Here is a 24,102-nt window from a genome sequence, read left to right on the forward strand (position 1 = left end):
GATCATCGGTCGTACCGAATGTCACTCATCTGGTGTGGTACCGGTATAAAACTGCCGCCAACCCCGCTATTGCGGACAACCGGATCGCATGCGATCCTCAGCCCGGAAATCCCCGCCGCCTTCCGCCGCCGCTGATCCCGCCCGGGCCGTACGCCGGGGGCGCGGATCGCCGGCCGCGCCGGGCCCGTCCGGGGATGTGGCCGGACCCCACTCTCGCGCGCCCCGGCTGTGGGCGGATCACATGGACGCGCGCCCCGGCGGTGCCTACGGTGTGGACCATCCCGGCCGTCCGGTGACGGGAGCGCCGGCCGGACGCGAGCGGGGGAGGACAGGCGGTGGACGTGACGACGGGCTCGTTCCTGGAACTGCTGCTGGCCGACGCCGAGGCCGAGGAGTTCGACGCGCCGCCGGCGCGGGCGCGGGCGCGCGGGGAGCCGCCGGAGACGCTGGCGGAGCTGGACCGGCAGCGCCTGCTGGCGCTGCGGCTGCGCGAGATCCTCATCGGCCAGCGCCGCAACGGCGCCGAACTGCGGCTCCTCAACGACACCGCCAACGACCTGGCGTCCCTGCACGACCTCGACACGATCCTGCAGGCGATCTCCGACCGGGCGCGCCGCCTGCTCAACTGCGACCTGGCCTACATCAGCCTCAACGACGAGGACGAGAGCACGTACGTCAAGGCGGCCTCGGGCAACATCTCCGGGGCCCTGCGCGAGCTGCGCCTGCCGAAGGGGACGGGCGTGGGCGGGCTGGTCGCGCGCACGGGCGAGCCGCACCACGTGCTGTCCTACTCCGAGGACGACTCGATCGTGCACCGGCCGGAGATCGACAAGACGGTGCTGGCGGAGGGCATCCGGTCGCTGCTCGGCGTCCCCGTCAAGCTCAAGCAGAGCGTCATCGGCGTGCTGCTGGCCGCCCACCGCAGCCCGCGCACCTTCAGCTCCCGCGACATCAGCGCGCTGGCCATGCTGGGCGCGCACGCGGCGGTGGCCATCCAGAACGCCCGGCTGCTGGCCGAGACGCAGGCGGCGGTGGCCGACCTGCGGGTCGCGAACGCCACCATCCGGTCCCACGCCGAGGACCTGGAGCGCATCGCCGACGTCCACGAGCGGCTGACGAGGCTGGTCATCCACGGCAAGAGCGTCGAGGACGTGGTCGCGGTCGCGGCCGCCTCGGCGTCCGGTGCGGTGGCGCTGCTCGACCGGGACGGCGCCGTGGTGACCGCCGCGGGGCCGGCCCCGCTGCCGCCCGGCCCGGGCCTGGCCTCGGTCGCGGCCCGCGCGCAGGAGTCGGGCCGCAGCGTCGTGCGCGACGGGCTGTGCGCCGTCCCGATGATCGCCGACTCGGAGGTCCTGGGCAGCGTGGTCATGCACGGCGTCGCGGCGGTGAGCGACATCGACCGGCGCACGCTGGAGGTCGCGGCGCTGGTGGCCTCGCTGGTGCTGGTGACGCGCCGCCGCATGGCCGAGGTCGAGGCGCGGGTGCGGGGCGAGCTGCTCGAAGACCTCCTCGCCACCTCCGCGCAGGACCACGACCTGCTGCGCCACCGCGCGTCCCTGCTCGGGGTGGACCTCGGCGCGCGCCACGTCGTGGTGGTGGCCCGGGCCGACCCGCAGGTGCGGGACCGGCTGCACACCGCCGCGAACGCGCTCGCCCGCCGGTCCGGGGGCCTGGCGACCGGCCGCAAGGACGAGGTCGTCCTCCTCCTGCCCGGCGCGAACCCGGGCGCCGTCGCCCAGGAGGCCGTGCGCGAGCTGTCCGGGGCGACCTCCCGGCCGGTGACCGCCGGGGGCGCGGGCGGGGGCGGCGCCTCGATCGCCGCGGCGTACGACGAGGCGTCGCGCTGCGTGCGGGCGCTGCTGGCGCTGGGCCGGGCCGGGGAGGCCGCGGACGCGCGGGACCTGGGGTTCGTGGGCATCCTGTTCGGCAGCCGCCCGGACATCGGCTCGTTCATCGACGCCACGGTCGGGCCGCTCATCGAGTACGACCGCGACCGCGGCGGCAGTCTGCTGGAGACGACCGAGGTGTTCTGCGCCACCGGACAGAACACGACCGCCACGGCGCAGGCGATGCACCTGCACCCCAACACGGTGGCCCAGCGGCTGGCCAGGATCGCCCGGCTCCTCGGCGACTCCTGGCGCGAGCCCGACCGGATGCTGGAGATCCAGGTGGCCCTGCGGCTGCTGAAGGTGGGCCGCCGGTAGCCGCGGGGCGTCCCCGGCCGGGAGCCGTCAGGCCATGTCGCGGTTGATGAGCTGGTACATCACGCAGTCCTGCCAGCGCCCGGCGATCCGCAGGTACTCCGGGGCCAGGCCGTACCGCTCGAAGCCGGCGCGCTCCAGGATCCGCTGGGAGGCGGCGTTGTGCTTCAGGGTCTCGGCCTGGATCCGGTGCAGGCCCAGGTCGCCGAAGGCCACCGCGATCATCGAGCGCAGCGCCGCCGTGGCGTGGCCGCGCCCGTTCGCGTGCTCGGAGACCCAGTAGCCCACGCTGGCGGACTGGAGGGAGAAGCGCACGATCCCGCTCAGCGTGATCCGGCCGACCACCCGCCCGTCGTCGTCGACGATGACGTGCGGCACGTGCGTCCCGGCCTCGTACCAGTCCAGCGCGTCCCGCACGACGGCGAGCTGGCCCTCCTCGGTGAAGTACGAGTCCTCGCGGTCCGGCTCCCAGGGGGCCAGGAAATCGCGGTTGGACCGGAGGAGCGCGGCAAGGACGGGGGCGTCTTCGGGGCTCATGAGCCGGGTCGTCGTCACCATTCAATGATCTCATGCAATTTTTGTCAGGTTTCGGCGGGACGCCCGGTTATTGGGGGTGTGTCGTCTATACGCTGATATTTAAGTCAATGCAAGATCTTGTAACCCCACGATGGCGGTGTTACCTCTTGCGGAGGTGTGTGCGATTCGCGCGCCCTTTGCTGGCAGGAGGGAATGTTGTCGTCTAGATCCTGGTTACGCAGGGCCACTATCGCCACCGTCGCGGTGGCGGCTCTCCCCCTATCCGCGGCGGCGGCCCGCGGGGAGCCCGGCGCGCAGGCCCCGGCTCCGAAGGTGCTCGACTTCCAGGGCGAGGAGCACGGCATGCCCGACCTGGACAACCGCAAGGGCCGGGTCGCCCCGCCCGCGGGGGTCCAGGCCCGCAAGGCCGGCCCCGAGGCCACGATCCGCTGGAACGCTCTCGGCACCCCCGCCGTCGTGACGAGCGCCAAGCCGCTCGCCGAGGGCCTGGGCGACGACCCCGAGAAGGCGGCCCGCGCCTACCTGAAGGCCAACGAGAGCCTGTTCGGCCTGTCCGCCGAGGCGGTGGACGCGCTGGAGAAGGTCGCGGTCAACCCGATCGGCAAGGGCCACGCCGTACTGCTGCGCCAGCGTTTCGGCTCACTCCCCGCGGGGGTGGACGGCCTGGTGAGCGTGGGCGTGGCCGGCGGCAAGATCCGCCACGTGACGTCCTCGCTGTCCCGCGAGACCGAGGCGCCCCCGGCCGCCAAGATCACGCAGGACAAGGCGCTGGAGGCCGCCGCGCGCGACGCCGGGATGGACCTGGCGACCGCGACCACCAAGCGGGTCACCCCGGTGGCGGTGCCCGCGCCCGACGGCGTGCACAGCGCGTTCGAGGTCGTGCTGATCGGCGGCACCAAGGCCGAGCCGATCGCGGTCACCACCCACGTGGACGCGGTCAGCGGCGCGGTCCTGGTGCGGGAGAACCTGGTCGACCACTTCGACCCGGACAACCCCAAGTGGAAGGTGTTCCCGGCGAACCCGCCGGCCGACTACTCCTCGACCGACAACCGCCAGACCTGGTGCCACGAGTCAGACCCGGACTGTGACTACGTGCCCGGGGGCGACCCGCGCACCGGCAAGGCCTGGGACGTGGACCACACCACGAACGCCCCGACCAACACCAGCCTCGGCAACGCGGCGCGGACCTTCGAGAACCGGGCCAACCCCGACCCGTTCAGCGTCGGCACCCGCAGCAACGCGCCGACCCCGAGCCGCAACTACTTCTTCCCCTGGAAGAACACCTGGTTCAACGCCAAGTGCAACCCGGCCGTGTTCGACCAGCCGGGCGAGGCCGACCTCGAGGCCGCGATCTCCAACCTGCACGTCATGCACAACCGCATGCACGACTGGTCCTACCGCCTCGGCTTCACCGAGACGGCCTGGAACATGCAGGTCAGCAACGGCGACCGCGGCGGGCTCGGCAACGACCCCGAGCAGGGCAACGCCCAGGCCGGCGCGCGCGACCTGACCGTCCGCGACAACGCCAACCAGATCACCGGCCCCGACGGCGTCGCGCCGATCACCAACATGTACCTCTGGCAGCCCATCGCCGGCTCGTTCTACGCGCCCTGCGTTGACGGCGACTACGACATGTCGGTCATCGGGCACGAGTACACCCACGCGATCTCCGGCCGCATGATCGGCGGCCCGAACGCCGGCTGGAGCGGCGCGCAGGCCGGCGCGATGAACGAGAGCACCTCCGACCTGTTCGCGATGGAGTACCTCAACGAGTACGGCTTCCGCCCGCGCGGCGACACGCCGTACGTCACGGGCGGGTACGCCACCGGCGACTCCGGGCGCGGCATCCGCAACTACGACATGTCCAAGTCGCCGCTGAACTACAGCGACATCGCCTACGACATCGTGGGCCAGCAGGTCCACGCGGACGGCGAGATCTGGTCGGCCACCCAGTTCGACGTGCGCGAGGCGTTCGTCAAGCGGTACGGCGCGGGCGACGCGAAGACCCAGCGGGCCTGCGCCGACGGCAAGAAGCCCGTCGAGGAGTGCCCCGGCAACCGCCGCTGGGCCCAGCTCAGCTTCGACGCCCTGCTGCTGATGGCCTCCGGCGCGGTGTCCTACGTGGACCACCGTGACGCGCTGCTCGCCGCCGACGCGATCCGCTTCGACGGCGCGAACCAGGACATCATGTGGCGCGCGTTCGCCGAGCACGGCCTCGGCGCCGCCGCCGCCAGCAACGGCCCGAACGACCCCGACCCCACGCCGAGCTTCGTCGACCCGATCGGCAAGAACGGCAAGCTCAAGATCAAGCCGGCGCGTGACGCCGAGGGCGCGGTCGTGCGGCTGTACGTCGGCGACTACGAGGCGCGCGCCGTCCCCGTCGCCGACACCGACCCGAACACCCCGCTCGGCGACACCGTCGAGATGGCCGCCGGCGGGTACGACTTCGTGGCCGTGGCCAAGGGCTTCGGGCACAAGCGGGTGAAGGCGATCGTCTGGCCCGGCAAGGAGTTCCCGCTCAACCTGGAGATGCCGCGCAACCACGCCTCCTCGGCGAACGGCGCCACCGCCAGCGGTGACGGCGTCAACCAGGCCCGGCTGATCGACGACACCGAGGCCACCAACTGGGCCTCGCTCACCGGCGCGCCCAAGGGCAAGTCGGTCGTCGTGGACCTGGCCGGCGACGAGCCCGTCAACGTCCGCCGCTTCCAGGTCAGCGCCATGCTCCGGCCGGCCGTCGCGGGCGACCCGGACGCGGGCGGCCAGAACCGGTTCTCGGCCCTGCGCTCGTTCGAGGTGCTCACCTGCCTCAAGGACTGCGCGAACCCGGCGAACTTCCGGAAGGTCCTGACCAGCTCGGACAAGGCGTTCGACACCGCGCTGCCGCGTCCGCGCGGGGCCGACCTGCTGATCAAGTCCTTCCAGATCCCGATCCCCGTCCCCGCCACCCACGTCATGTTCCGCGCGCTGACCAGCCAGTGCACCGGCAACCCGCTCTACGCCGGGGAACAGGACAACGACCCGAACAGCGCGACGGACTGCGCCACGGCCAGCCCGTTCCGCGACCAGATCCGCGCCGCCGAGTTCCAGGCCTTCTCCTGGTGATCCCGGCACGCTGATCCGCGGTGACGGGCCGGCCCCCCGGCCCGTCCCGACCGGGCGATCCGCACGGCCCGCGTCCAGCCGGGCGCGGGCCGTACGGCTGCCCGGGGGCGACGGCGGCGGGCCGGGCCCTGAACGGGGACGGAACGCGCGGGTAGATCAACGGCAATGTCACTGAGAGCGGCGGGCCCCGGCGGTCAGGGTAGGTGTTCGTCCGCTACAGACCACCTCACGTCGCCCGGAGGCGCGGCCTCCGGGCGACGCGTCGTGTCGCTCTCGGAAGGAGACTTCATGTCCGCAACCCGCCGGGCCCTCACCGCGGCGGCCGCCGCCGCGGCGACCGCCCTCGTCCTCGCCGACCCCGCCGGCGCGGCGAGCGCCGGGACCGCCCCCGAGGCGAGCGCCGGGACCGCCGCCGGGCACGCCAAGCCCGGCAAGGGCCGCTGCCTGGTGATCGGCGCCGCGAACGGCAGGCTCCAGGTCCTGCACCTGGGCAAGAAGTGCGGCCCGGCCGGCACCTACCACATGGACGTCTGGAGCGGGAAGCTGCGCCGCAAGGTGCCGCCCTACCGCTACGACGGCAGGCTCCGGGCGTTCGGGAGCCGCTGGAACGTGCCGCGCGGCACCCGGATCTGCGCCCAGCTCTGGTACCACAAGCCGGGAGGCGGCCTGGCGAACTGGGGCCGCGCCTGCACCACCATGTGAGCCCGCGCGAGGACGTGCCCGGCGGGCCGCGGCCCGCCGGGCACGTCCCGGCCCCGTCTTGCCAGGGCTTGTCAGAACGCGACCCCGCAGCGCAGGATCACGTTGGCGTACGGCCGGGCCTCGCCGGTCCTGACGACGAGCCGGACGCCGCGCGCGCGGCGCTTGAGCTCGTCGTGCGGGACGTGGACCAGCCCCGGCAGCCGCCCGGCGAGCAGGTCCGCGCAGTCCGGGTTGGCCTCGCGGACCTCGCCCGCGGCCACCGCGCCCTCCACGACCAGCTCGGCCAGCAGCCCGTCCAGGACCTCGGCGAACGCCGGCACGCCCGGCCGGAACGCCAGGTCCACGACCTCGGCGCCGGGCGGGATCGGCATCCCGCTGTCGCACACGAGCACCTCGTCGGTGTGCCCGAGCCGGGCCAGTGCGCCGGACAGGGCGGCGTTGAGGATTCCGCCGCGCTTCACAGGGCCTCCACCTCCTCCGCCGTGGGGAACGAACTCTGGGCGCCGGGCCTCCGCACCGCCGCCGCCCCGACCCTGGCCGCGAACACCGCGGCCTCGCGCAGCCCGTCGCCGCGCGCCAGCCGCCAGGCCAGCGCGCCGGTGAAGGCGTCGCCCGCGCCCGTGGTGTCCACGGCGGTCACGCGGGGACTGGGCACCCGGCCCTCCCCGGCGACGACCGCGCCCTCGGCGCCGAGCGTGACCACGACCGACCGGGGCCCGAGCGTCAGCAGCGCCGACGCCCGCTCCTCCGGATCCTCCGGGGCGTCCTCGCCCAGCAGGAACGCGGCCTCGTGCTCGTTGACGATCAGCGGGTCGCACAGCGCGAGCAGCCCGGCCGGCACCGGGGCGGGCGGCGAGGGGTTGAACACGACCCGGGTCCCGGCCGCCTCCGCCGCGCGGGCGGCCGCCAGCACGGCCGGGAGGGGCACCTCGAGCTGGAGCGAGAGGACCCGGGCGGCGCCGATCAGGTCCGCGGCCCCGGCCACGTCCTCCTCGGTGAGGCGGGCGTTGGCGCCGGGCGAGACGATGATGCTGTTGTCTCCCTCGGGCCCGACGGTGATCAGCGCGACCCCCGTCGGGCCCGGGGTGGCGGCCAGGCGGGACACGTCCACGCCGTCCCGCTCCAGCGATGCCCGCAGCAGCGCCCCGTGCCCGTCGTCGCCGACCCGCCCCAGCAGCGCCGTGCGCGCGCCCAGCCGGGCGGCGGCGACCGCCTGGTTGGCGCCCTTGCCGCCGGGGAAGGTGGCCAGGTCCGACCCGGCCACCGTCTCGCCGGACGCGGGCCGCCGCTCGACCCGCACCACCAGGTCCGCGTTGGCCGAGCCCGCCACCACCACGTCGTACGGCCGGGCGGCGGGCTCCCGCGCGCTCATCGGGCCGGTGGTCATGACGTGGCGAACTGGGCGGCGTTGTCCTTGTTCGCGATCGTGACCGGGACGGCGACGACGGACTCGATCTTCTCGCCCTTGGCGGCCTTGATCGCGTTCTGGACGGCGGTCTGGCCGAGCAGGGCGGGCTGCTGGGCGACGGAGGCGCTCAGGGTGCCCGCCTGGATGGCCTTGATGCCGTCCGGGGTGCCGTCGAAGCCGACGACCTTGACCTCCTTGCCGGCCTTGGCCCCGAGCGCCTTGATCGCGCCGAGCGCCATCTCGTCGTTCTCGGCGAAGACGCCGGTGATGCCGGGGTTGGACTGGAGCAGGTTGGTCATGACGTCCAGGCCCTTGGCGCGGTCGAAGTCGGCCGGCTGCTTGGCGACGACCTGGATGCCGGGGAACGCCTTGATGCCCTCGGCGAAGCCCTGGCCGCGGTCGCGCGAGGCGGAGGTGCCGGGCACGCCCTGGAGCACGACGACCTTGCCCTTCTCGCCGAGCTGCTTGGCCAGCTCCTGCGCGGCGAGCTTGCCGCCGGCCACGTTGTCCGAGGCCACGGTCTGGGTGACCGGCGCGCCGTTGACGCCGCGGTCGGCCGCGATCACCGGGATCTTCGACCGCTCGGCCGCCTTCACGGCGGGGGCGGCGGCGTCGGAGTCCACCGGGTTGAGGATGACGGCCTTCATGTTCTGGCTGGTGAAGTTCTGGACCTGGTTCACCTGCTGGGAGGCGTCGTTCTGCGCGTCGGTGACGGTCAGCTTGACGCCCTGCTTGGCGGCCTCGTCCTCCGCGCCCTTGCGCAGGTGCACGAAGTAGGGGTTGTTGAGCGTGGAGACCGACATGCCGATCTTGATGTCGCCGCCGCCCGAGCCGCCGGAGCCGGAGCCGCCGGAGTCCCCGGAGCCACCGGAGCCGCAGGCCGTCACGGCCAGGGCCAGGGCGGCGCCGGCGGTGGCGAGGGTGAGCATTCGCTTCATGGTCTTACCTCGTTCGTATCAGTTGGACGCCTTGCGGCGGAGGGTGTCGAGCAGGACCGCGAGCGCGATCACCACGCCGATCACCACCTGCTGCCAGAAGGCGGAGACGGAGAGCAGGTTCAGGCCGTTGCGCAGCACCGCGAGGATGAGCGCGCCGACGAAGGTTCCGAACGCCCGGCCCTTGCCGCCGGACAGGCTGGCCCCGCCGATGACGACGGCGGCGATCGCGTCCAGCTCGTACCCGGACGCGGCCTGCGGCTGCGCCGAGGCGAGCCGGCTGGCCAGCACGACGCCGCCGACGGCCGCGAAGGCCCCGGACAGCGCGTAGGTGACGAGCTTCTGCCGGTTGACCTTGATCCCGGAGAGCCGGGCGGCCTCCTCGTTGCCGCCGATGGCGTACATCGCGCGGCCGGGGTAGGTGCGGTTGAGCACGACCGCCGTGATGACGCCCATGAACACCATCACCAGCACGGGCACCGGCAGGTACTCCGCGATCGTGTCGCCGAGGTGCGCCACGGTCTCCGGCATCGGGATCGGGCTGCCCTCGGACAGGACGAGCGCCAGGCCCCTGGCCACGCCGAGCATGGCCAGGGTGGCGATGAACGGCGGCAGCTTGCCGTACGCCACGAGGGCGGCGTTGACCAGCCCGCACAGCAGGCCGACCGCGAGCGCGAGGAGCGCGGCCAGCGGCCAGGGCAGCCCGGCCTCCGTGGCGGACCAGGCCAGCACGATCGCCGACAGCGCGGCCACCGCGCCGACCGACAGGTCGATGCCGCCGGTGATGATGACGAACGTCACGCCGAACGCCAGGATCGCGGTGACGGCGGCCTGGACGCCCACGTTGAGCAGGTTGGTCACGGTCAGGAAGTCGCCCGACAGCAGCGCGAGCGCGACCACGAGCACGACCAGGCCCGCCAGGGAGCCGTTCTCGGCCAGCCAGGCGGACGGGCGCTTGGACAGCACGTTAGTGGACACGAGCATCCTCCACCTCGGTGACCGCGAGGGCCATCACCGAGTCCTGTGTCGCCTCACCGGCGTCGAGCTCGCCCACGAGCCGGCCCCGGGCCATGACCAGCACACGGTCGCTCATGCCGAGGATCTCGGGGAGATCGCTGGAGATCATGAGCACCGCGTGGCCGGAGGCGGTGAGAGAGTTGATCAGTTGGTAGATCTCGACCTTCGCGCCCACGTCGATCCCGCGGGTCGGCTCGTCGAGGATGAGCACGCCGACGTCGGCGAGCAGCCACTTGCCGATGACGACCTTCTGCTGGTTGCCGCCGGAGAGCGTGCGGACCTCCTGGTCCAGCCCGCTCATGCGCACGCCGAGCTGCTCGGCGACCCGGGCGGCGGCGGCGCGCTGCCCGGCCCGGTCCACGAACCCGCCGCGGCTGGCGCGGCCCAGCGTGACCAGGCCCAGGTTCTCGCCGATCCCGGCGCCCAGCACCAGCCCCTGGCCCTTGCGGTCCTCGGGGACCAGCCCGAGCCGGGCGGCCAGCGCGGCCTGCACGTCGCCCCGGGGCAGGGCCCGGCCGTTCACCAGGACCTCGCCGGAGTCGTAGGAGTCCGCGCCGAAGATCGCGCGGGCGACCTCGGTGCGGCCCGCCCCGACGAGCCCGGCCAGGCCCACGACCTCGCCGGCGCGCACGTCGAAGGAGACGTCCGCGAACGCGCCCGCCCGGGTGAGGCCGCGCACGCTCAGCAGGGGAGCGCCGGGCTCGCCCGCCTCGCGGGGGTACTGCTGGTCGATCGGGCGGCCCACCATGAGCCGGACCAGCTCCTCCTCGGAGGTCGTCGCCGGCACCTCGGCCACCGAGCGCCCGTCCCGCAGGACCGTGACGCGGTCGCCGATCTGGGCGATCTCCTCCAGGTGGTGGGTGATGAACACGATCGCCACGCCCTGCTCGCGGAGCTGCCGCACGATCTGGAACAGCCGCTCCACCTCGGTCGTGGTCAGCACGGCGGTCGGCTCGTCCATGATCAGCACCCGGGCGTTGAGCGCGAGCGCCTTGGCGATCTCGACCATCTGCATGCGGGCGATGCCGAGCCGCCCCACCGGGGTGCGCGGATCGACGTCCACGCCCACCCGGTCCAGCAGCTCGCGCGCCTGCGCGTGCATCCGCTTGGTGTCCACGAGGCCGAAGCGGCGCGGCGGGCGGCCCAGGCACAGGTTCTCGCCGACCGTCAGCTCCGGCACCAGGTTGAACTCCTGGTAGATCGTGGAGATGCCGAGGCGTTGCGCGTCGCCCGCCGTGCGGATCTCCACGGGCTCGCCGTCCACGAGGATGCGGCCCTCGTCCGGGTGGTAGGCCCCGGAGAGCATCTTGATCAGCGTGCTCTTGCCCGCGCCGTTCTCGCCGAGCAGCACGTGCACCTCGCCGGACCGCAGCGCGAAGTCCACGCCGTCCAGCGCCACGACGCCCGGGAACCCCTTGCGCAGTCCCTCGACCCGCAGGATCTCCCGCGACTCGCTCACGACCGGCTCCTTTCGTCACCCTGACCGGGATCGCCCGCGCCCGCGCCGCGGGCCGCCGCCGGGCCTCCGCCGTACGGCGTCTCGCCGCAGGAGGTGCGGACGACGAGCTGCGCGGGGAGCGCGGCCGACTCGGCGGGGCGGCCCTCGACGCGGTTGAGGATCATCCGTACGGCGGCGCGCCCGAGCTCGGCGGTCGGCTGGGCGATCGCGGTGATCGCCGGGTCGACGTGGACGAACCACGGCACGTCGTCGAAGGAGGCCAGCGCGACGTCCCGCGGGATGCGCAGGCCGCGCGCCCGGATCTCGCCCAGCGCGCCCAGCGTCATCAGGTTGTCGCCCGTGAAGATGACCTCGGGCGGCTCGGGCAGGTCGAGCAGGCGCGCCGCGCCCGCCCGGCCGCTGCCCTCGCGGAAGTCGCCGGCCTCCAGGTACTCGGGGGGGACCGCCAGCCCGTGCGCCGCCATCGCCGCGCGGAACGCCTCGGTGCGCTCGCGTCCGGTGGACAGCGTGGCCGGGCCGGAGATGAACGCGATCCGCCGGTGGCCCAGCGCCTTCAGGTGGCCGATGAGCTCCCCGATGGCCGCGGCGCTCTCGACCCGCACCGAGGGCACCTCGATGCCGGGGAGCGTCCGGTCCAGGAAGACCAGCGGCCGGCCGGCGCGGGCCACCTCCTCGATGAGGGAGGTGACCTCGGCGGTGGGGCAGATGAGCAGCCCGTCCACCCGCCGTTCCAGCAGCGTGCGCACGTAGTGGTCCTGCTCGTCGGCGCGTTCGTCGGCGTTGCCGATGATCACGGTGTACCCGGCGAGGCGGGCCTCGTCCTCGACGGCCCGGGCCAGCTCGGTGAAGAACGGGTTCAGGATGTCCCCGATGATCAGTCCGAGCGTCCGGGTCGCCTCGGTGCGGAGGGAGCGCGCGACCGCGTTGGGGCGGTAGTTGAGCGCCGTCATGGCGGCGTAGACCCGGTTCCGGGTCTCCTCCGTCACGGACGGGTTGTCGTTGAGCACCCGGGAGACCGTGGCGACGGACACGCCGGCGTGCGCCGCGACGTCCTTGATGCGTGCCATCAGTCCTCCATGTAATCGATTTCATGAGGTTATGTAATCGATTACACGACTGACAACCTGAGACGGGTGTGAAACGGCTCACAGGCCCGGCCTCCCGTGCGGGGTATCGGGGCGCGCCCGCCCCGGGGGCTCACGCGGGGGGGGGGTCACCGGGGGAGGTCCAGGTCGAAGCCGTGGCCGGCCAGCTCCGTCAGGAAGGGCACGGGGTCCACGAGCCGCTCGATGTGGGAGACGCCGGGAGGCAGGAGCGGCAGGCGCTCGGCGAGGAGGGCGGCCGCGAGACCCGTGGCGCGGCTCTGGAGGCGGCCGGAGAAGGACGCCCCCGCGCCGCCGGCCTCGACGGTCACCGCGAAGCCGTCCCCGCCGACGTGGACCCCGGCCAGCGCGGACAGGAGCGCGGCGCGGACCCGGGGGCGCCGGAGCAGGCGGGCCGCGGCGGGCCGGCCGGCGGCGGCCAGCAGCGCCGTGAACGCGCGGGAGTCCAGGCACAGCCCGGTGACGGCGTCCGCGAGCCCGAGGGTGGCCGGGAGCGTGTGCTGGTCGGAGAAGGGGAACCGGTGTACCGTGCGCTCGCCGTACGGCGCGGGGAAGCGGGCCCGCCACGAGCCGCCGAGCCCGGCCAGGCCGTCCAGCGTCCACGCGAGCGCGGCCGGCCCGTGGTGCTCGCCGGATCCCAGCAGTACGGCGACGCGCACGCGGTCCGCGCCGGAGCGCTCGGTGACGTGCCGGGCGAGCAGGTTGGTCACGCCCGGGGCGAGGCCCACGCTGAGGGCGGCGGCCGACCCGCGCTCGCGGGCCAGGCCGTCGAGGCCGGCGATGGCGTCCAGGGTCGGGTGGGACGCCGAGACGTCCAGGTAGTGGATCCCGCGTTCCAGGCAGGCCCGCGCCACCCGCGCGTTGTCCCGCTCCGCGCACATCAGGACGGTCCCGGTCCCGTCCAGCGCGGCGGCCAGGGAGGCGGGGTCCGCCGCGTCCACCCGCGCCGTCCGGCTGCCCGGGACCGGCCTGGCCCGGCCCGGATCGCGCCCGGCCACGACCACGTCGTGCCGCCCGGCCAGCGCTGCCGCGGCGTGCCGGCCCACCGCGCCGTATCCGCCCAGGATGAGGATCGCCGTACTTTTTGTAGTCACACTACAAGAATGTTTTTGTAGTGCTGCTATAGTCAAGTCCCGTGAGCGAGAACGCGGGAACCGGGCGGGGCCGGACGGACGGCCGCGCCGCGCGGGCGCGGGCGACCCGCGCCAAGATCACGGCCGCCGCCGCCGAGCTGTTCACCACCGCCGGATACGCCGCCACCAGCATCGGCGCCATCGCCGCCCGCGCCGGAGTGAGCGAGCAGACGGTCTACTACGCCTTCGGCACCAAGAAGGCCGTCCTCGCCGCCGCCCTCGACCGGGCGGTGGCGGGCGACGACGAGCCCGTGCCCACCCTCGAACGCCCCTGGGCCCGCGCGGCCCTGGCCGACCCCGACCCCGTCGGCCAGATCCGCCGCCAGGTCGCCGGCGCCGGTGACATCTACCTCCGCGCCGCCCCCCTCCTCGACGCCGTGCGCGGCGCCGCCCCCGCGGACCCCGACCTGGCCGAGGTCTGGGCCCTCAACACCGCCCAGCGCCTCACCGTCCAGCGCGCCTTCACCGAGGCCCTGGCCCGCAAGACCCCCCTCCGCCCCGGCCTGACGATCGAGACCGCCGCCGACACCGCCCTGGCCCTCCAGTCCCCCGAGACCTACACCCTCCTGGTCCACACCCGCTCCTGGCCCCACACCCAATGGCTCACCTGGTCCGAGACCACCCTCACCACCCTCCTCACCACCCTCCCCCCACCCCCCTGACGCCGGCCCCCCGAGGACCGGGGGCGCGGTGGCGGTGGCCGCCGCCGGATTCAGAGCGAGGCGGTCTTGGCCAGGGCGGCGAGGAACAGGACGGCCAGGGCTTCCAGGCCGTAGACGATGTTGCGGCCGGTGGGGCCGAAGAACATGAACGCGACCGCGGCGGCGAGGCAGGCGAGGGTGAGGACGACGTCGACGAGGCCGAGGATCAGGGCGGCGATCAGGCGGAGGAGGAACCACGCGAAGCCGGCGCCGTACCCCTGGGAGATCGTCGAGTCGTCGTAGGCCCAGCGGGACAGGGCGAAGGGGGAGTAGACGCAGTCCTTCCAGTACTGGTCCCAGCGGTCGAACGGGCCCGCCGTGCGCTCCCGCACGGTGACGGCGGCCTCCCTGAACTCGATCGTCCGCACGTTCCCCGCGGTGACGTCGATCAGCACCCGGCCCTCGACGACCTCGATCGTGGTCGAGCCGTTGACCACCGCGGTGAGCCGGCCGCCGTGGCCCCGGAGCTTGTAGATGTGGTCGAACCCGAGGCTGCCGGGATCGCCGGGCCGGCCCTTCGCGTCGCGGATGACGACGTAGGTCGCGTCCTTCTCCCGTTCCGGGAGCGCGTATTCCGCCCCGATCGAGAACACGCCGACAGGCGTCACCACCGAGGTCTCCCCCGAGACCTTGACGCCGGACGGGCTCCACTCGAACTTCACCGGGATGAGCACCGGGTGGTAGGTCCCCTTCACCTCCCCGGCGGAGCAGCCGGAGACGGCGAGGACGAGGGCCGCGAGCAGAGCGCGCACGGTCCTCGTGAGGTACGGCCCGCGCCGGTTCCCGTCGAGCCCTCGCGCCGGAGGAGAGAGAACGCCTGCCATCAACCGCTCCTCGCTGCCCGGGCACCCGCCCGGGCATGAACGACCAATGATCGTGACGCGGCCCCGAGTCCGCCCGGTCCCGCCGGGCGATCGCGTTCACCCCATGAACGCGCGGCGCATCGCGAGGGTTCCGGTGCGTGATCGCCCCGGCGCCCGGTTCGGGCGAGATGGGGGTGGTGGGTGGGGGCTGCTTCAGTCGGTTAGGGCTATGAAGAGGGGGGTGGCGAGGGTGCCTGTGGGGGTGGGCCAGTGGGGGTGGGAGGAGGTCGCGGGGCCGGAGGCGAGGCGTTTGGCCAGGAATTCGCATGCGCCGAGGGGGGTGCCGCGGGAGGCGATCTCGTGGGCGGGGGAGTGGAGGCGGCCGGGGACCAGCTCGGGGTGGACGGGGAAGGCGGGGCGGCCGAGCTGGTCGTGTTCCGGGACCGCGGCGCCGATCTCGGCCGCGTACGCCTTGAGGGCCTGCTGGAGGCCGAGCCGGCCGGACGGGGAGAGCCCGCCGCCCTGGATGGGCGGGGCGCCGGCCTGCGAGGTCAGGTGGCGGGCCGCGCCGCCCATGACGAGGAAGGCCCCCGTCTCGGAGGCGCCGGCGAACAGCACGGCCCGGTCCGCCGCGCCGTCGCCGGCCGGGGGGAGGAGCACGGCGGAGAGCGGCATCCTGCCGTAGATCCACGCCGCCGGCTCGTCCACGCTCCCGACCGGCTCGCTCGCGTAGATCCGGTCCTCGACGGCGGTGAGCTTGTCGTAGAGGCCGGGCTCGCCGGTGGTCTCGCTGCGCCGGGTGGCCCTGAGCACCTTCACGTCCAGGCCCACCTCGTGGCTCACGGCCGGGCCCGGCCCGCCGAGCTGGCCGTACAGCATCTCGACCTTGGCGACGGACAGGTACTCGTAGTAGCGCATGAATCCCTTTCCCTGCGGAGGCGGGGACCTCGCCCTCCCATCCTGGCCCCTCGCGCCGCCCCGCGTCCGGCGATCGCCCGCGCCGCCCGCCGCCCTCCCGGCCTCCGGCCGGGACCCCGGTCCCGCGGCCATGACGCCGGTCCTGGCCGCCGGGACCCGGTCCCCGCGGGCTAGGACCCGGCGGCGGGGACCTGGCCGCGGTCGAAGTAGGCGGCGAGACCGGGGTCGAGGGGCGGCACGTCGTACGGCACGCCGCCGTCGCGCAGGGACATCGTGGCCATGTACGCCGCGGCGACGCTCATCCGGGCGGAGACCGGGGAGGTGTCGGTGACCCCGCCGTCCCGGGCGAAGCGGACGAACTCCTCGGCGATCTTGAGGTCGGCCCCGCCGTGCGACCCCTCGGAGCGGGGCACGCGGTAGGTGACGTCGGCCTCCGGGCGGTAGCCGCCGGGCCCGGTGTTCCAGACCCTGACCTCGGCCCCCTCGGTGTCGCCGAAGTTCTCCAGCCGGCCCTCGGTGCCGATGACGGTGTAGTTGCGCCAGTAGTCGGGGGTGAAGTGGCACTGCTGGTAGGCCGCGATGACCCCGTTGTCCAGGCGCATGTTCATCACGCTGACGTCCTCCACCTCGACCCGGTGGTTGAGCCCCGTCATCGCCGTGGGCGGCCACGTGAACTCCCGCAGCCAGCCCTCGGGCCGGGGCGTCCCCGGCTCCCTGCGGGGCGCTCCGCCGTACACCATCAGGTCGCCCAGGGCGTTGACCCGCGTGGTGTGGCCGCCCGCGAGCCAGTGCACCACGTCCAGGTCGTGGGCGGCCTTCTGCAGCAGCAGCCCGGTCGTCCGGGACCGCTCGGCGTGCCAGTCCTTGAAGTAGTAGTCGCCGCCGTAGCCGACGAAGTGCCGCACCCAGACGGTCTTCGGCTCCCCGATCGCCCCGGAGGCGATGATCTCGCGCATGAGCCGCACGACCCGCATGTGCCGCATGTTGTGGCCGACGTAGAGCCGGGTCCCGGTCTCGCGCGCGGCGCGCAGGATGTCGTCGCAGCCCTCGACGGTGATGTGCATCGGCTTCTCCAGGAACACCGCCTTGCCCGCACGCAGGCAGTCGATCGCGATGTCCCGGTGGGTGTCGTCGGGGGTCAGCACGGCCACCGCGTCCACGTCGTCCCTGGCGAGCAGCTCCCGGTGGTCGGTGGTGGCGAACGGCTCGCCGAACGCGGCCGCCCGCTCCTTCAGCGCGGCCGGGTCGGTGTCGCAGACGGCCGTCACCGCCGAGCCCCGCCCGGGCCGGTGCGCGGCCAGGGCGAGGGTCACCCGCAGGCCGAGGCCGATGACGCCGATACGAAGGTCGTCCACTTGCGTCCTTTCCCGCGCACGCGTCCGCGTGCGCTTCGTCGCGTTGAGGTTGCCGCGGCCGTCAGCGGGCGGCCGGGGTGACGGTGGCCCGGTCGCCGTCGGGGAAGACGACGGTCACCGAGTCGCCCTGGACGTCCACACCGACGGCCTCGCGCAGCGCGCCGGGGTGCACCGCGTCACCGGACAGCACCACCAGCGAGACGAGCACGCCGGGGTCGCCGGGACTCCAGAGGTACGGCGTGGCCGAGCGCGGCCCGAAGGCGTTCGCCTCCACGGCGGCCGCGACCTCCGCCTCGCGCCAGCCGTACAGGCCGACGACGGCGCTGGTGAGGCCGTCGGGGCGGCGGGCGAGGGCCCACCCGTCGCCCCGCGCGGTCTCGGGGGCGGACGCGGCGGCGACGGCGTGCCCGCCCTCGCGGACCGCGACGCGCGCGGGGGCGGTGACGTAGTGCACGCGCACCTCCCAGGGGCCGCGCACGAGCGAGTGGGACTCCACCCGCGCCTCCTCCCCGCCGGGCAGGCGGACCTCGTGCCAGGAGGAGGCCTGGCGCCCGGAGCAGGCCAGCGGGTGGACGCGGGCGCGGCGGCTCACCGCGTCCCCGTCGAGCAGCGCCAGGTGGTTGTCCACGCCGCGCCGGAAGGCGTCCGGCGACGCGTCGGGCGCGGTGCGGGAGGAGTACGCCAGCTTCGCGTAGTGGGGGTCGTCGGCGGCCTCGGCGGGCGGCGGCGGGTTGTGGTCGCTGCCGTGGTTGACCAGGCGCGCGATCCCGTCGTGGCGCGTGCCGTGCAGGAGCAGCCCCGCGGCCGGGATCGCGGCGGTCACGTCGCCGGACTCGATCGGCAGCGGCAGCTCGGGCGCGGTCCAGACGGCGTGGCCGGGCGGGAGCAGCAGCCCGAGGAACCCCTTGGCCGCCCAGTACGGCGACGCCGGGCCGGAGTACGGCTGCGTCGCCGGCAGGAACGTGCCGTACCAGCCCAGGGGCAGCAGCCCGGCGCGGTCGGGGACCCCGCGCTCGGCGAAGTGGCGCAGCACGCCCGAGGCCAGCCGCCGGGTCCGCCCCGGCTCCAGGGGCGTGGCGTCGCACAGCGCCCCCAGCCAGACCGGGGCCAGGCAGGCGAACCGGTAGCAGAGCGAGCGGCCGTGGTGGATCGGCGCCCCGTCGGCCCCGAAGAAGTGCTGGTACGTCCCGAGGAACTCGCGCAGGCGCTCCCGGTAGACCGCCGCCCGCCCCTCGTCGCCGGACATCCGTGTCCACATGAGCGGGTACAGGTGCAGGGCCCAGGCGTTGTAGTAGTCGAAGTTGCGCCCGGGCCCGTCGGTGTACCACCCGTCCCCGGCGTACCACTCCTCGATCCGGTCCAGGCCGCGCGTGATCTCGGCGGGCTCGTGCGGCCCGCCGACGGACCGCAGGAACTCCTCCGTCACCGTCTGGAAGAGCATCCAGTTGTTCTCCCAGGTGCGCTTGCCCACGAACCCGGCGAGCCAGTCCACCACCCGCTCCCGCACGCCGGGGGAGAGGCGGTCCCAGATCCACGGGCGGGTCTCGTGCAGCGCCAGCGCGATGGCGGCCGCCTCCACCATCTGCTGGGAGCAGTCGGTGATCTCGGGCCAGGCCTCCCCGCTCGCGGGGTCGGTGCCGGACGCGAGTCCCCTGGCGTACCGCTCCAGCAGCTCGGGGCGGACCTCCCCGCCCGCCCCCGCGATGCGGAACGCGGCGAGCAGGAAGCCGCGCGCGAACCCCTCCAGCCCGTCGAGGACCAGCCCCGACCAGCTCCCCCGGCCCGGGGGCAGGACGCGGGCGAAGCCGGGCGAGGCGTGCGGCACGAGCGCGTCGAGCAGGCGGTCGGCCACCGCCTCCCAGTGCGCCCGCGTCCAGCCGGTGCGGGGGGACAGGACCCGGTCGGTCGGGGGGAGGGCCAGGTAGGGCGGGGTCATCGCGGTCTCCAGTCGCGTCGCGGGGTCGGTCGTGCTCGCCTGCGGGGGTCAGCCGCCGCCGACGCGGAGGACGGCCGTGTGCGTGCGCCCGCGCGAGCCGCCCACCGCGACGGTGAGCCGGGGGTTCCGGCCGGGCGTCACCTCGATCGTCTCGTCCGCCCGTTCCACGCCGTGGGCCGGGTGGCGCAGGACGAGCGTCACCGTGGCCACGGTGCGCGAGGGGTCGGAGACGGCGACGGAGATCCGCCCGGCGTGCCGCCGCACGAGGACGGCGGCGGGCGCGTCGGCCGAGACCTCCTTCAGGCTCCCGGCCGCCCAGAACACGGCGGCGGTGAGGCCGAGCCGGGGCGCGGCGACGGCCTGCAGGTCCGCGGTGTTGGACAGGACGCGGACCGGCGGCTCCTCCGCCCACCGCGCGGTCTCCCCGGCGCCGAGCCCCGGCAGCAGGACGTGGGCGTACGCCGCGCCGGAGGGGTTCGTCCCGTGGTCGTGCCAGAGGGTCAGGTACCGGCGGGTGACGGGCTCGGGCCCGCCGCCGGTGTCCGCGCCGACGTTGATGTCGCGCCAGGCCCCGGTACGGCTCTCGCGCAGCGCGCGCAGCGTGCCGCCCTCGGGGAAGACGTAGCCGCCGACGCCCTCCACGTGCGCCCACCGGGGGTCGAAGGACCCGCTCCAGCCGTCGTCGCCGGGCTGCGCGGCCCCGTCCACGGTCAGCCGGCCGCCGGAGCGCAGGTTCCGGTTCTCCACGATCGTCTCTATCGTCCGGCCGTCGCCGCTGGTGATGCCCGCGCCGAGCGCCACGACCGCGTCGTCGAGGCAGAACCACGACTTCCTGGCGCGCAGCGTGACGCCGTGCCCGATCAGCTCGATGCCCGCCACGCCCAGCTCGCCGAGCGCGGCCCCGCCCGCCCAGGCGTTCGCCGGGCGGTACGTGCTCGTCCCGCCGCCGGTCCCGAGCGGGGCGCGCTCGCGGGTGTCCACCGTCGTGCCGGGCAGCCGGTAGGCGTTCACGGTGGGCCAGAAGCCGTCGCCGAACTGGCCGAGGTCGTCGGTGTAGAGGTAGGTCATGCCGTCGCCGGTGTACCAGCCGCGCAGGTTCTCGCCGTTGCCGGCCTCGTACGCCGCGATCCGCCGGGACGACAGGCTGATCGCGAACGACCAGCCGGGCCGGTGGTGCACGACGCGGTCCATGTCGGGGAAGACGAAGTGCCCCACCGGCCGGGGCGCGGGCGTGATCGCCGGGTCGTCCAGCACCGCCCTGGCCCGCGCGATCGCCGGCACCCCCGCGTGCTCCAGGTACGGCCGGTGCGTGCCGCGCTCGATCCAGCCCTTGGCCAGCGCGCGGAACCGGGAGGCGTACGGCTCGGGCGCGCCCTGGGCGAGCAGCAGCACCGAGGTGATGACGCCGTGCCCCGCCGCGGCGTCGGGCTGGGCCTGCCGGGAGACGGCGCGCCCGCGCACGTGGTCCATGACCAGCCCGTCGCGCATCACCGGGGCGAAGCTCGCCTCGACGGCGTCGAGGATCACCGCCTGGGCCGGGTCGGTCACCCGCCAGCGGGAGCCGCCGAGCAGGCCGACGAGCTGGGCCACGGCCGAGAGCAGGACCGCCCCGTAGGAGCCGGTGTAGGCGACGGAGCCGTGCTGGAGGAACGAGCCGTCGCGGTAGAAACCGTCGCCGGAGGTGACGTAGGCGAACAGGCTGCGCCGCCCGCCGTCGCGCACGTCGGACAGGCCGTCGCGGGCCAGGGCCAGCTTGGCCGCGTCCCGGCCGAGGATGCCGCGCAGCGCCACGATCATCGCCTTGTCCGCCCGGTTCGCCCCGGTCTCGGAGAGCGAGGGCTGCAGGACCCGGCGGTCGGGGTCGGGGCAGAACCGGTCCACGGCCCGCAGGTACGCCGCCAGCCGGTCGGCCGGGATCCGGTCGCCCAGCAGCACGCAGGTGTCCATGAGGGCGCGCGGCGCGCCGATCTCCCAGAACCACCAGTTCCCGGTCTCGCGCCTGGTCTCGTTGTAGGCCCGGTCGTACAGCAGGTCGAGCGCGGAGAGCAGCGCGGCCGCGACCTCCTCGTCGCCGTGCCGCGGGGTGCCGGGGGTGGCCCAGGCGAGCCCGATCGAGCGCAGGCGGGTGTAGCTCTGCCCGAAGCCGGCGGGGTCGGCGCCGAGGGGCAGGTCGGCCCAGAGCCGGGTACGGCTCGCGCCCCGGTCCATCGTGTCCCACGCCGCCGCCGCGCTCGCTTCCAGCGACCCGAGGGCGCGGGCGTAGACGGGGTCGGCCGGGTCGACGGCCTCGCCGGTCAGCAGCGCGAGGGCGCGGGACCGCAGGACGCCGAACTCGTCCCCGGCGGCGAAGGCGGCGGCCGGGAGGTTCGCGGCGCCGAGGGCGGCGGCGCCGAGCAGGAACAGGCCCCGGCGGGTGAGACGTGGAGGCATGCGCACCTCGGTCCTTCGGGGGCACGGCGCGCCGTACCCGGATCTTTCGGACATCGCTGAGCACGATTAAGTAAGCGGTTTCTATAGGAAGTCAAGGGAGGAAAGGAGTTACTACCGTCTTTCCGGGCAACCGCTTGCCGATCATCGTGCGGGTGGGCCCACCGAGGCGCGCACGACGATGTGCGTCCCCAGCCGCATCGACCCGGAGACGGGGGCGAGCTCGTCGCCGGGGTCGGCCAGCGCCAGCCGTACGGCCTGGCGGCCCATCTCCTCCAGCGGGACGTGCACCGTCGTGAGGGCCGGCCGCAGCTCCTGCGCCACCGGCAGGTCGTCGTAACCCACGAGCGAGAGGTCCTCGGGCACGCGCAGCCCCGCCTCCTCCAGGCCGTGCAGCACGCCCGCCGCGACGCTGTCGTTCGCCGCGAAGACGGCCGTGAAGTCCAGCCCCGCGCCCAGCGCGGCCCGGATGCGCTCGTAGCCGAACCGGCGCCCGAACACCCCCGTCTGGATCAGGTCCTCGTCGTACGGCAGGCCGCGGGTCTCCAGCGCGCGGCGGTGCCCGGCCAGGCGGTGCACCGTGGTGGACAGCGCGGCCGGGCCCCCGACGTACAGGATCCGCCGGTGGCCCTGGTTGAGCAGGTAGTCGGTGATCGCGAACGCGCCGCCCTCGTTGTCGTACTCGATCACCGACGTCGGCACGCCGTCCCCGATCGGGGGCCGGCCGCAGAGCGCCAGCCGCGAGCCCGAGGCGTCCAGCGCGCGGGCGCGGCGGGCCACCTCCGCCGTGAAGGCGCGGTCGTTCACGCTGCCGCCGACGAGGATGACCGCGTCGGCGCGCTGCTCGTGCAGCAGGTCGATGAAGGCCAGCTCCTTGCGGGAGTCGCCCTTGGTGCAGCACACCAGGCACAGCCGCCCGGACGCGCTCGCCTCGGCCTCCACGCCCCGGGCGATGAACGCGTAGAACGGGTCCACCAGCTCGTTGACGATGATGCCGACCGTCCGGTTGGTCACCCCGGCGAGCGCTCTGGCGTGGGCGTTGGCGACGTAGCCCAGCTCGGCCACCGCGCGCTCGACCCGCTCCCGCGTGGCGGCGGCCACCGGGTAGTTCTGGTTGAGCACGCGGGACACGGTGGCGGACGAGACGCCCGCCCGCTTGGCCACGTCGGCGATCGTGGCGGGCGCCAGGGGCGCGGTCGCGCGCTGGCGGCCCCGGGCCCGACTGTCCACGGTACGGCCTCCTTCTATGCGGTCAGGGTAACGGCGCGGCGGGTGTGGCGGGGGCTCAAGCGATCTTCTCCCAGTCGCGGGCCAGGACCTCGTAGGCGAGCGGCTCGCCGGCGGCGTACCTGGCCAGCTCCGCCACCGCCAGCGCGCCCAGGCGGGCCTGCTCGTTGCCCAGGGCGCCGGCGATGTGCGGCGTCACGAGGACGTTGGGCAGCTCGAACAGCGGCGAGCGCGGCGGCAGGGGCTCGGGGTCGGTCACGTCGAGCACGGCGTCCAGCCGCCCGGAGGCCAGCTCGTCGAGCAGGGCCGCCTCCTCGATCAGCGAGCCCCGCGCGGTGTTGACGATCAGCGTGCCGTCCCGCATCAGGCCGAGGCGCCGGCGGTCGATCAGCCTGCGCGTGCTCGGCACGTCGGGGGCGTGCAGGGTGACCACGTGGGAGCGCCGGCACAGCTCGTCCAGCCCCACGGGCTCGGCGCGCAGCCGCCGGGCCTCGCCCGGGTCCAGGTACGGGTCGTGGACGAGCACGTCCGCGTCGAGCGTCCGCAGCCTGTCGATGACGAGCCGGCCGATGCGGGAGGCCCCGACGACCCCGACCGTGAGCCCGTGGGTCCCCAGCCAGGCCACCCCGGACAGGTCCCGCTTGCGGCCCGTCCTGGCGTACCCGTGGGCGAGGGCGAAGGCGCGCTTGGCCCCGAAGACGATGGCGGCGAGCGTGTACTCCGCGACGGGGATGGCGTTGGCCGCGGCCGCCGTGGAGATCCGTACGCCCCGGGCCAGCACCTCGCGGTCGAGGAAGGTCTTCACGGTCCCGGCGGTGTGCAGGATCGCGCGCAGCCCCGGGGCCCGGTCCAGGACGGTCCCGTCGATCCGCGGGCAGCCCCAGCCGGTGAGCAGCACCTCGGCCGAGGCGAGCGCCGCGTCGGCGTCCGGGCCGGTGAAGGCGCCCAGCACGCCGGGCCGTACGTCGGCGAGCTCGTGCAGGCGGGCCAGCGTCCGCGGGGTGAACACGCCCGCCGTCTCCCGCCCGTCCATGGCCAGGACCACGCGGGGACGGTGCGGCGCGGGCGGATCCGGGTCCGGAACGGTCTCGCCAGTCGTCTGCACCGCCACCCCCGATAGTAAGCGCGTTCTATG

17 protein-coding genes and 1 pseudogene are annotated in these 24,102 nt (G+C 74.4%); 4 read left to right on the forward strand and 14 right to left on the reverse strand.

Going from position 1 to position 24,102, the window contains the following annotated elements:
- The first annotated feature begins 335 nt into the window (after nt 1–335).
- Nucleotides 336–2,204: a helix-turn-helix domain-containing protein gene (locus D5H75_RS15060; protein WP_119927031.1), complete on the forward strand. Its 1,869-nt coding sequence runs from the start codon at nt 336–338 to the stop codon at nt 2,202–2,204.
- Nucleotides 2,205–2,231: 27 nt separating this feature from the next.
- Here D5H75_RS15060 and D5H75_RS15065 read toward each other — a convergent pair whose 3' ends face one another.
- Nucleotides 2,232–2,759 carry a GNAT family N-acetyltransferase gene (locus D5H75_RS15065; protein WP_340137764.1) on the reverse strand — a complete coding sequence of 176 codons (528 nt, stop codon included), beginning with the start codon at nt 2,757–2,759 and terminating at the stop codon, nt 2,232–2,234.
- 222 nt (nt 2,760–2,981) lie between these two features.
- On the opposite strand from D5H75_RS15065, the gene D5H75_RS15070 reads away from it, so the two are divergent.
- On the forward strand, nt 2,982–5,843 hold the full coding sequence (locus D5H75_RS15070; protein WP_242454246.1) for a M36 family metallopeptidase: 2,862 nt from the start codon (nt 2,982–2,984) through the stop codon (nt 5,841–5,843).
- Between the two features lie 288 nt (nt 5,844–6,131).
- A complete protein-coding gene (locus D5H75_RS15075; protein WP_119927033.1) occupies nt 6,132–6,545 on the forward strand; it encodes a hypothetical protein in 414 nt (137 codons plus the stop codon).
- Nucleotides 6,546–6,616: 71 nt separating this feature from the next.
- Here the strand turns inward: D5H75_RS15075 and rbsD are convergent, their stop codons facing one another.
- From rbsD to D5H75_RS15105, 6 genes and pseudogenes are all read right to left on the reverse strand, one after another.
- A complete protein-coding gene (rbsD, locus tag D5H75_RS15080) occupies nt 6,617–7,006 on the reverse strand; it encodes a D-ribose pyranase (protein ID WP_119927034.1) in 390 nt (129 codons plus the stop codon).
- Nucleotides 7,003–7,917: a ribokinase gene (locus D5H75_RS15085; RefSeq protein ID WP_119927157.1), complete on the reverse strand. Its 915-nt coding sequence runs from the start codon at nt 7,915–7,917 to the stop codon at nt 7,003–7,005. The genes rbsD and D5H75_RS15085 overlap by 4 nt, the downstream gene beginning before the upstream one ends.
- Before the next feature lie 11 nt (nt 7,918–7,928).
- Nucleotides 7,929–9,872: pseudogene (locus tag D5H75_RS44745) on the reverse strand (ABC transporter permease/substrate-binding protein).
- Nucleotides 9,856–11,364, reverse strand: coding sequence for a sugar ABC transporter ATP-binding protein (locus D5H75_RS15095; protein ID WP_119927035.1), 1,509 nt, complete (start codon nt 11,362–11,364; stop codon nt 9,856–9,858). Before D5H75_RS15095 ends, D5H75_RS44745 begins: the two are co-directional and overlap by 17 nt.
- Entirely contained in the window at nt 11,361–12,431 is a 1,071-nt protein-coding gene (locus D5H75_RS15100; protein ID WP_119927036.1) for a LacI family DNA-binding transcriptional regulator, read from the reverse strand. The genes D5H75_RS15095 and D5H75_RS15100 overlap by 4 nt, the downstream gene beginning before the upstream one ends.
- A gap of 146 nt (nt 12,432–12,577) precedes the next feature.
- Entirely contained in the window at nt 12,578–13,561 is a 984-nt protein-coding gene (locus tag D5H75_RS15105; protein WP_202638159.1) for a saccharopine dehydrogenase NADP-binding domain-containing protein, read from the reverse strand.
- Nucleotides 13,562–13,602: 41 nt separating this feature from the next.
- On the opposite strand from D5H75_RS15105, the gene D5H75_RS44115 reads away from it, so the two are divergent.
- Nucleotides 13,603–14,262, forward strand: a complete 660-nt coding sequence (locus D5H75_RS44115; protein WP_119927037.1) for a TetR/AcrR family transcriptional regulator — start codon at nt 13,603–13,605, stop codon at nt 14,260–14,262.
- Between the two features lie 50 nt (nt 14,263–14,312).
- On the opposite strand, the gene D5H75_RS15115 is transcribed toward D5H75_RS44115, so the two are convergent.
- The 7 genes from D5H75_RS15115 to D5H75_RS15145 form a co-directional block, all read right to left on the reverse strand.
- A complete protein-coding gene (locus D5H75_RS15115) occupies nt 14,313–15,125 on the reverse strand; it encodes a hypothetical protein (RefSeq protein ID WP_147425153.1) in 813 nt (270 codons plus the stop codon).
- A 192-nt stretch (nt 15,126–15,317) separates the two neighbouring features.
- Complete coding sequence (locus tag D5H75_RS15120) at nt 15,318–16,022, reverse strand: DUF7019 family protein (protein ID WP_119927039.1); 705 nt, start codon at nt 16,020–16,022, stop codon at nt 15,318–15,320.
- 170 nt (nt 16,023–16,192) lie between these two features.
- Entirely contained in the window at nt 16,193–17,377 is a 1,185-nt protein-coding gene (locus D5H75_RS15125) for a Gfo/Idh/MocA family protein (RefSeq protein ID WP_119927040.1), read from the reverse strand.
- Nucleotides 17,378–17,438: 61 nt separating this feature from the next.
- On the reverse strand, nt 17,439–19,313 hold the full coding sequence (locus D5H75_RS15130) for a DUF2264 domain-containing protein (protein WP_119927041.1): 1,875 nt from the start codon (nt 19,311–19,313) through the stop codon (nt 17,439–17,441).
- 48 nt (nt 19,314–19,361) lie between these two features.
- Nucleotides 19,362–21,743: a polysaccharide lyase 8 family protein gene (locus D5H75_RS15135; protein WP_119927042.1), complete on the reverse strand. Its 2,382-nt coding sequence runs from the start codon at nt 21,741–21,743 to the stop codon at nt 19,362–19,364.
- 141 nt (nt 21,744–21,884) lie between these two features.
- Nucleotides 21,885–22,970: a LacI family DNA-binding transcriptional regulator gene (locus D5H75_RS15140; RefSeq protein ID WP_202638160.1), complete on the reverse strand. Its 1,086-nt coding sequence runs from the start codon at nt 22,968–22,970 to the stop codon at nt 21,885–21,887.
- A gap of 55 nt (nt 22,971–23,025) precedes the next feature.
- Nucleotides 23,026–24,072, reverse strand: a complete 1,047-nt coding sequence (locus D5H75_RS15145) for a hydroxyacid dehydrogenase (protein WP_202638161.1) — start codon at nt 24,070–24,072, stop codon at nt 23,026–23,028.
- Between the last annotated feature and the right edge of the window lie 30 nt (nt 24,073–24,102).

Source organism: Bailinhaonella thermotolerans, assembly GCF_003594875.1.
GTDB lineage: Bacteria > Actinomycetota > Actinomycetes > Streptosporangiales > Streptosporangiaceae > Bailinhaonella > Bailinhaonella thermotolerans.

Coding starts and splice junctions, on each gene's coding strand:
- D5H75_RS15065 (WP_340137764.1), bottom strand. CDS start 2,759: ATGGTGACGACGACCCGGCTCATGAGCCCCGAAGACGCCCCCGTCCTT.
- D5H75_RS15075 (WP_119927033.1), top strand. CDS start 6,132: ATGTCCGCAACCCGCCGGGCCCTCACCGCGGCGGCCGCCGCCGCGGCG.
- D5H75_RS15085 (WP_119927157.1), bottom strand. CDS start 7,917: ATGAGCGCGCGGGAGCCCGCCGCCCGGCCGTACGACGTGGTGGTGGCG.
- D5H75_RS15100 (WP_119927036.1), bottom strand. CDS start 12,431: ATGGCACGCATCAAGGACGTCGCGGCGCACGCCGGCGTGTCCGTCGCC.
- D5H75_RS15115 (WP_147425153.1), bottom strand. CDS start 15,125: ATGGCAGGCGTTCTCTCTCCTCCGGCGCGAGGGCTCGACGGGAACCGG.
- D5H75_RS15120 (WP_119927039.1), bottom strand. CDS start 16,022: ATGCGCTACTACGAGTACCTGTCCGTCGCCAAGGTCGAGATGCTGTAC.
- D5H75_RS15130 (WP_119927041.1), bottom strand. CDS start 19,313: ATGACCCCGCCCTACCTGGCCCTCCCCCCGACCGACCGGGTCCTGTCC.
- D5H75_RS15135 (WP_119927042.1), bottom strand. CDS start 21,743: ATGCCTCCACGTCTCACCCGCCGGGGCCTGTTCCTGCTCGGCGCCGCC.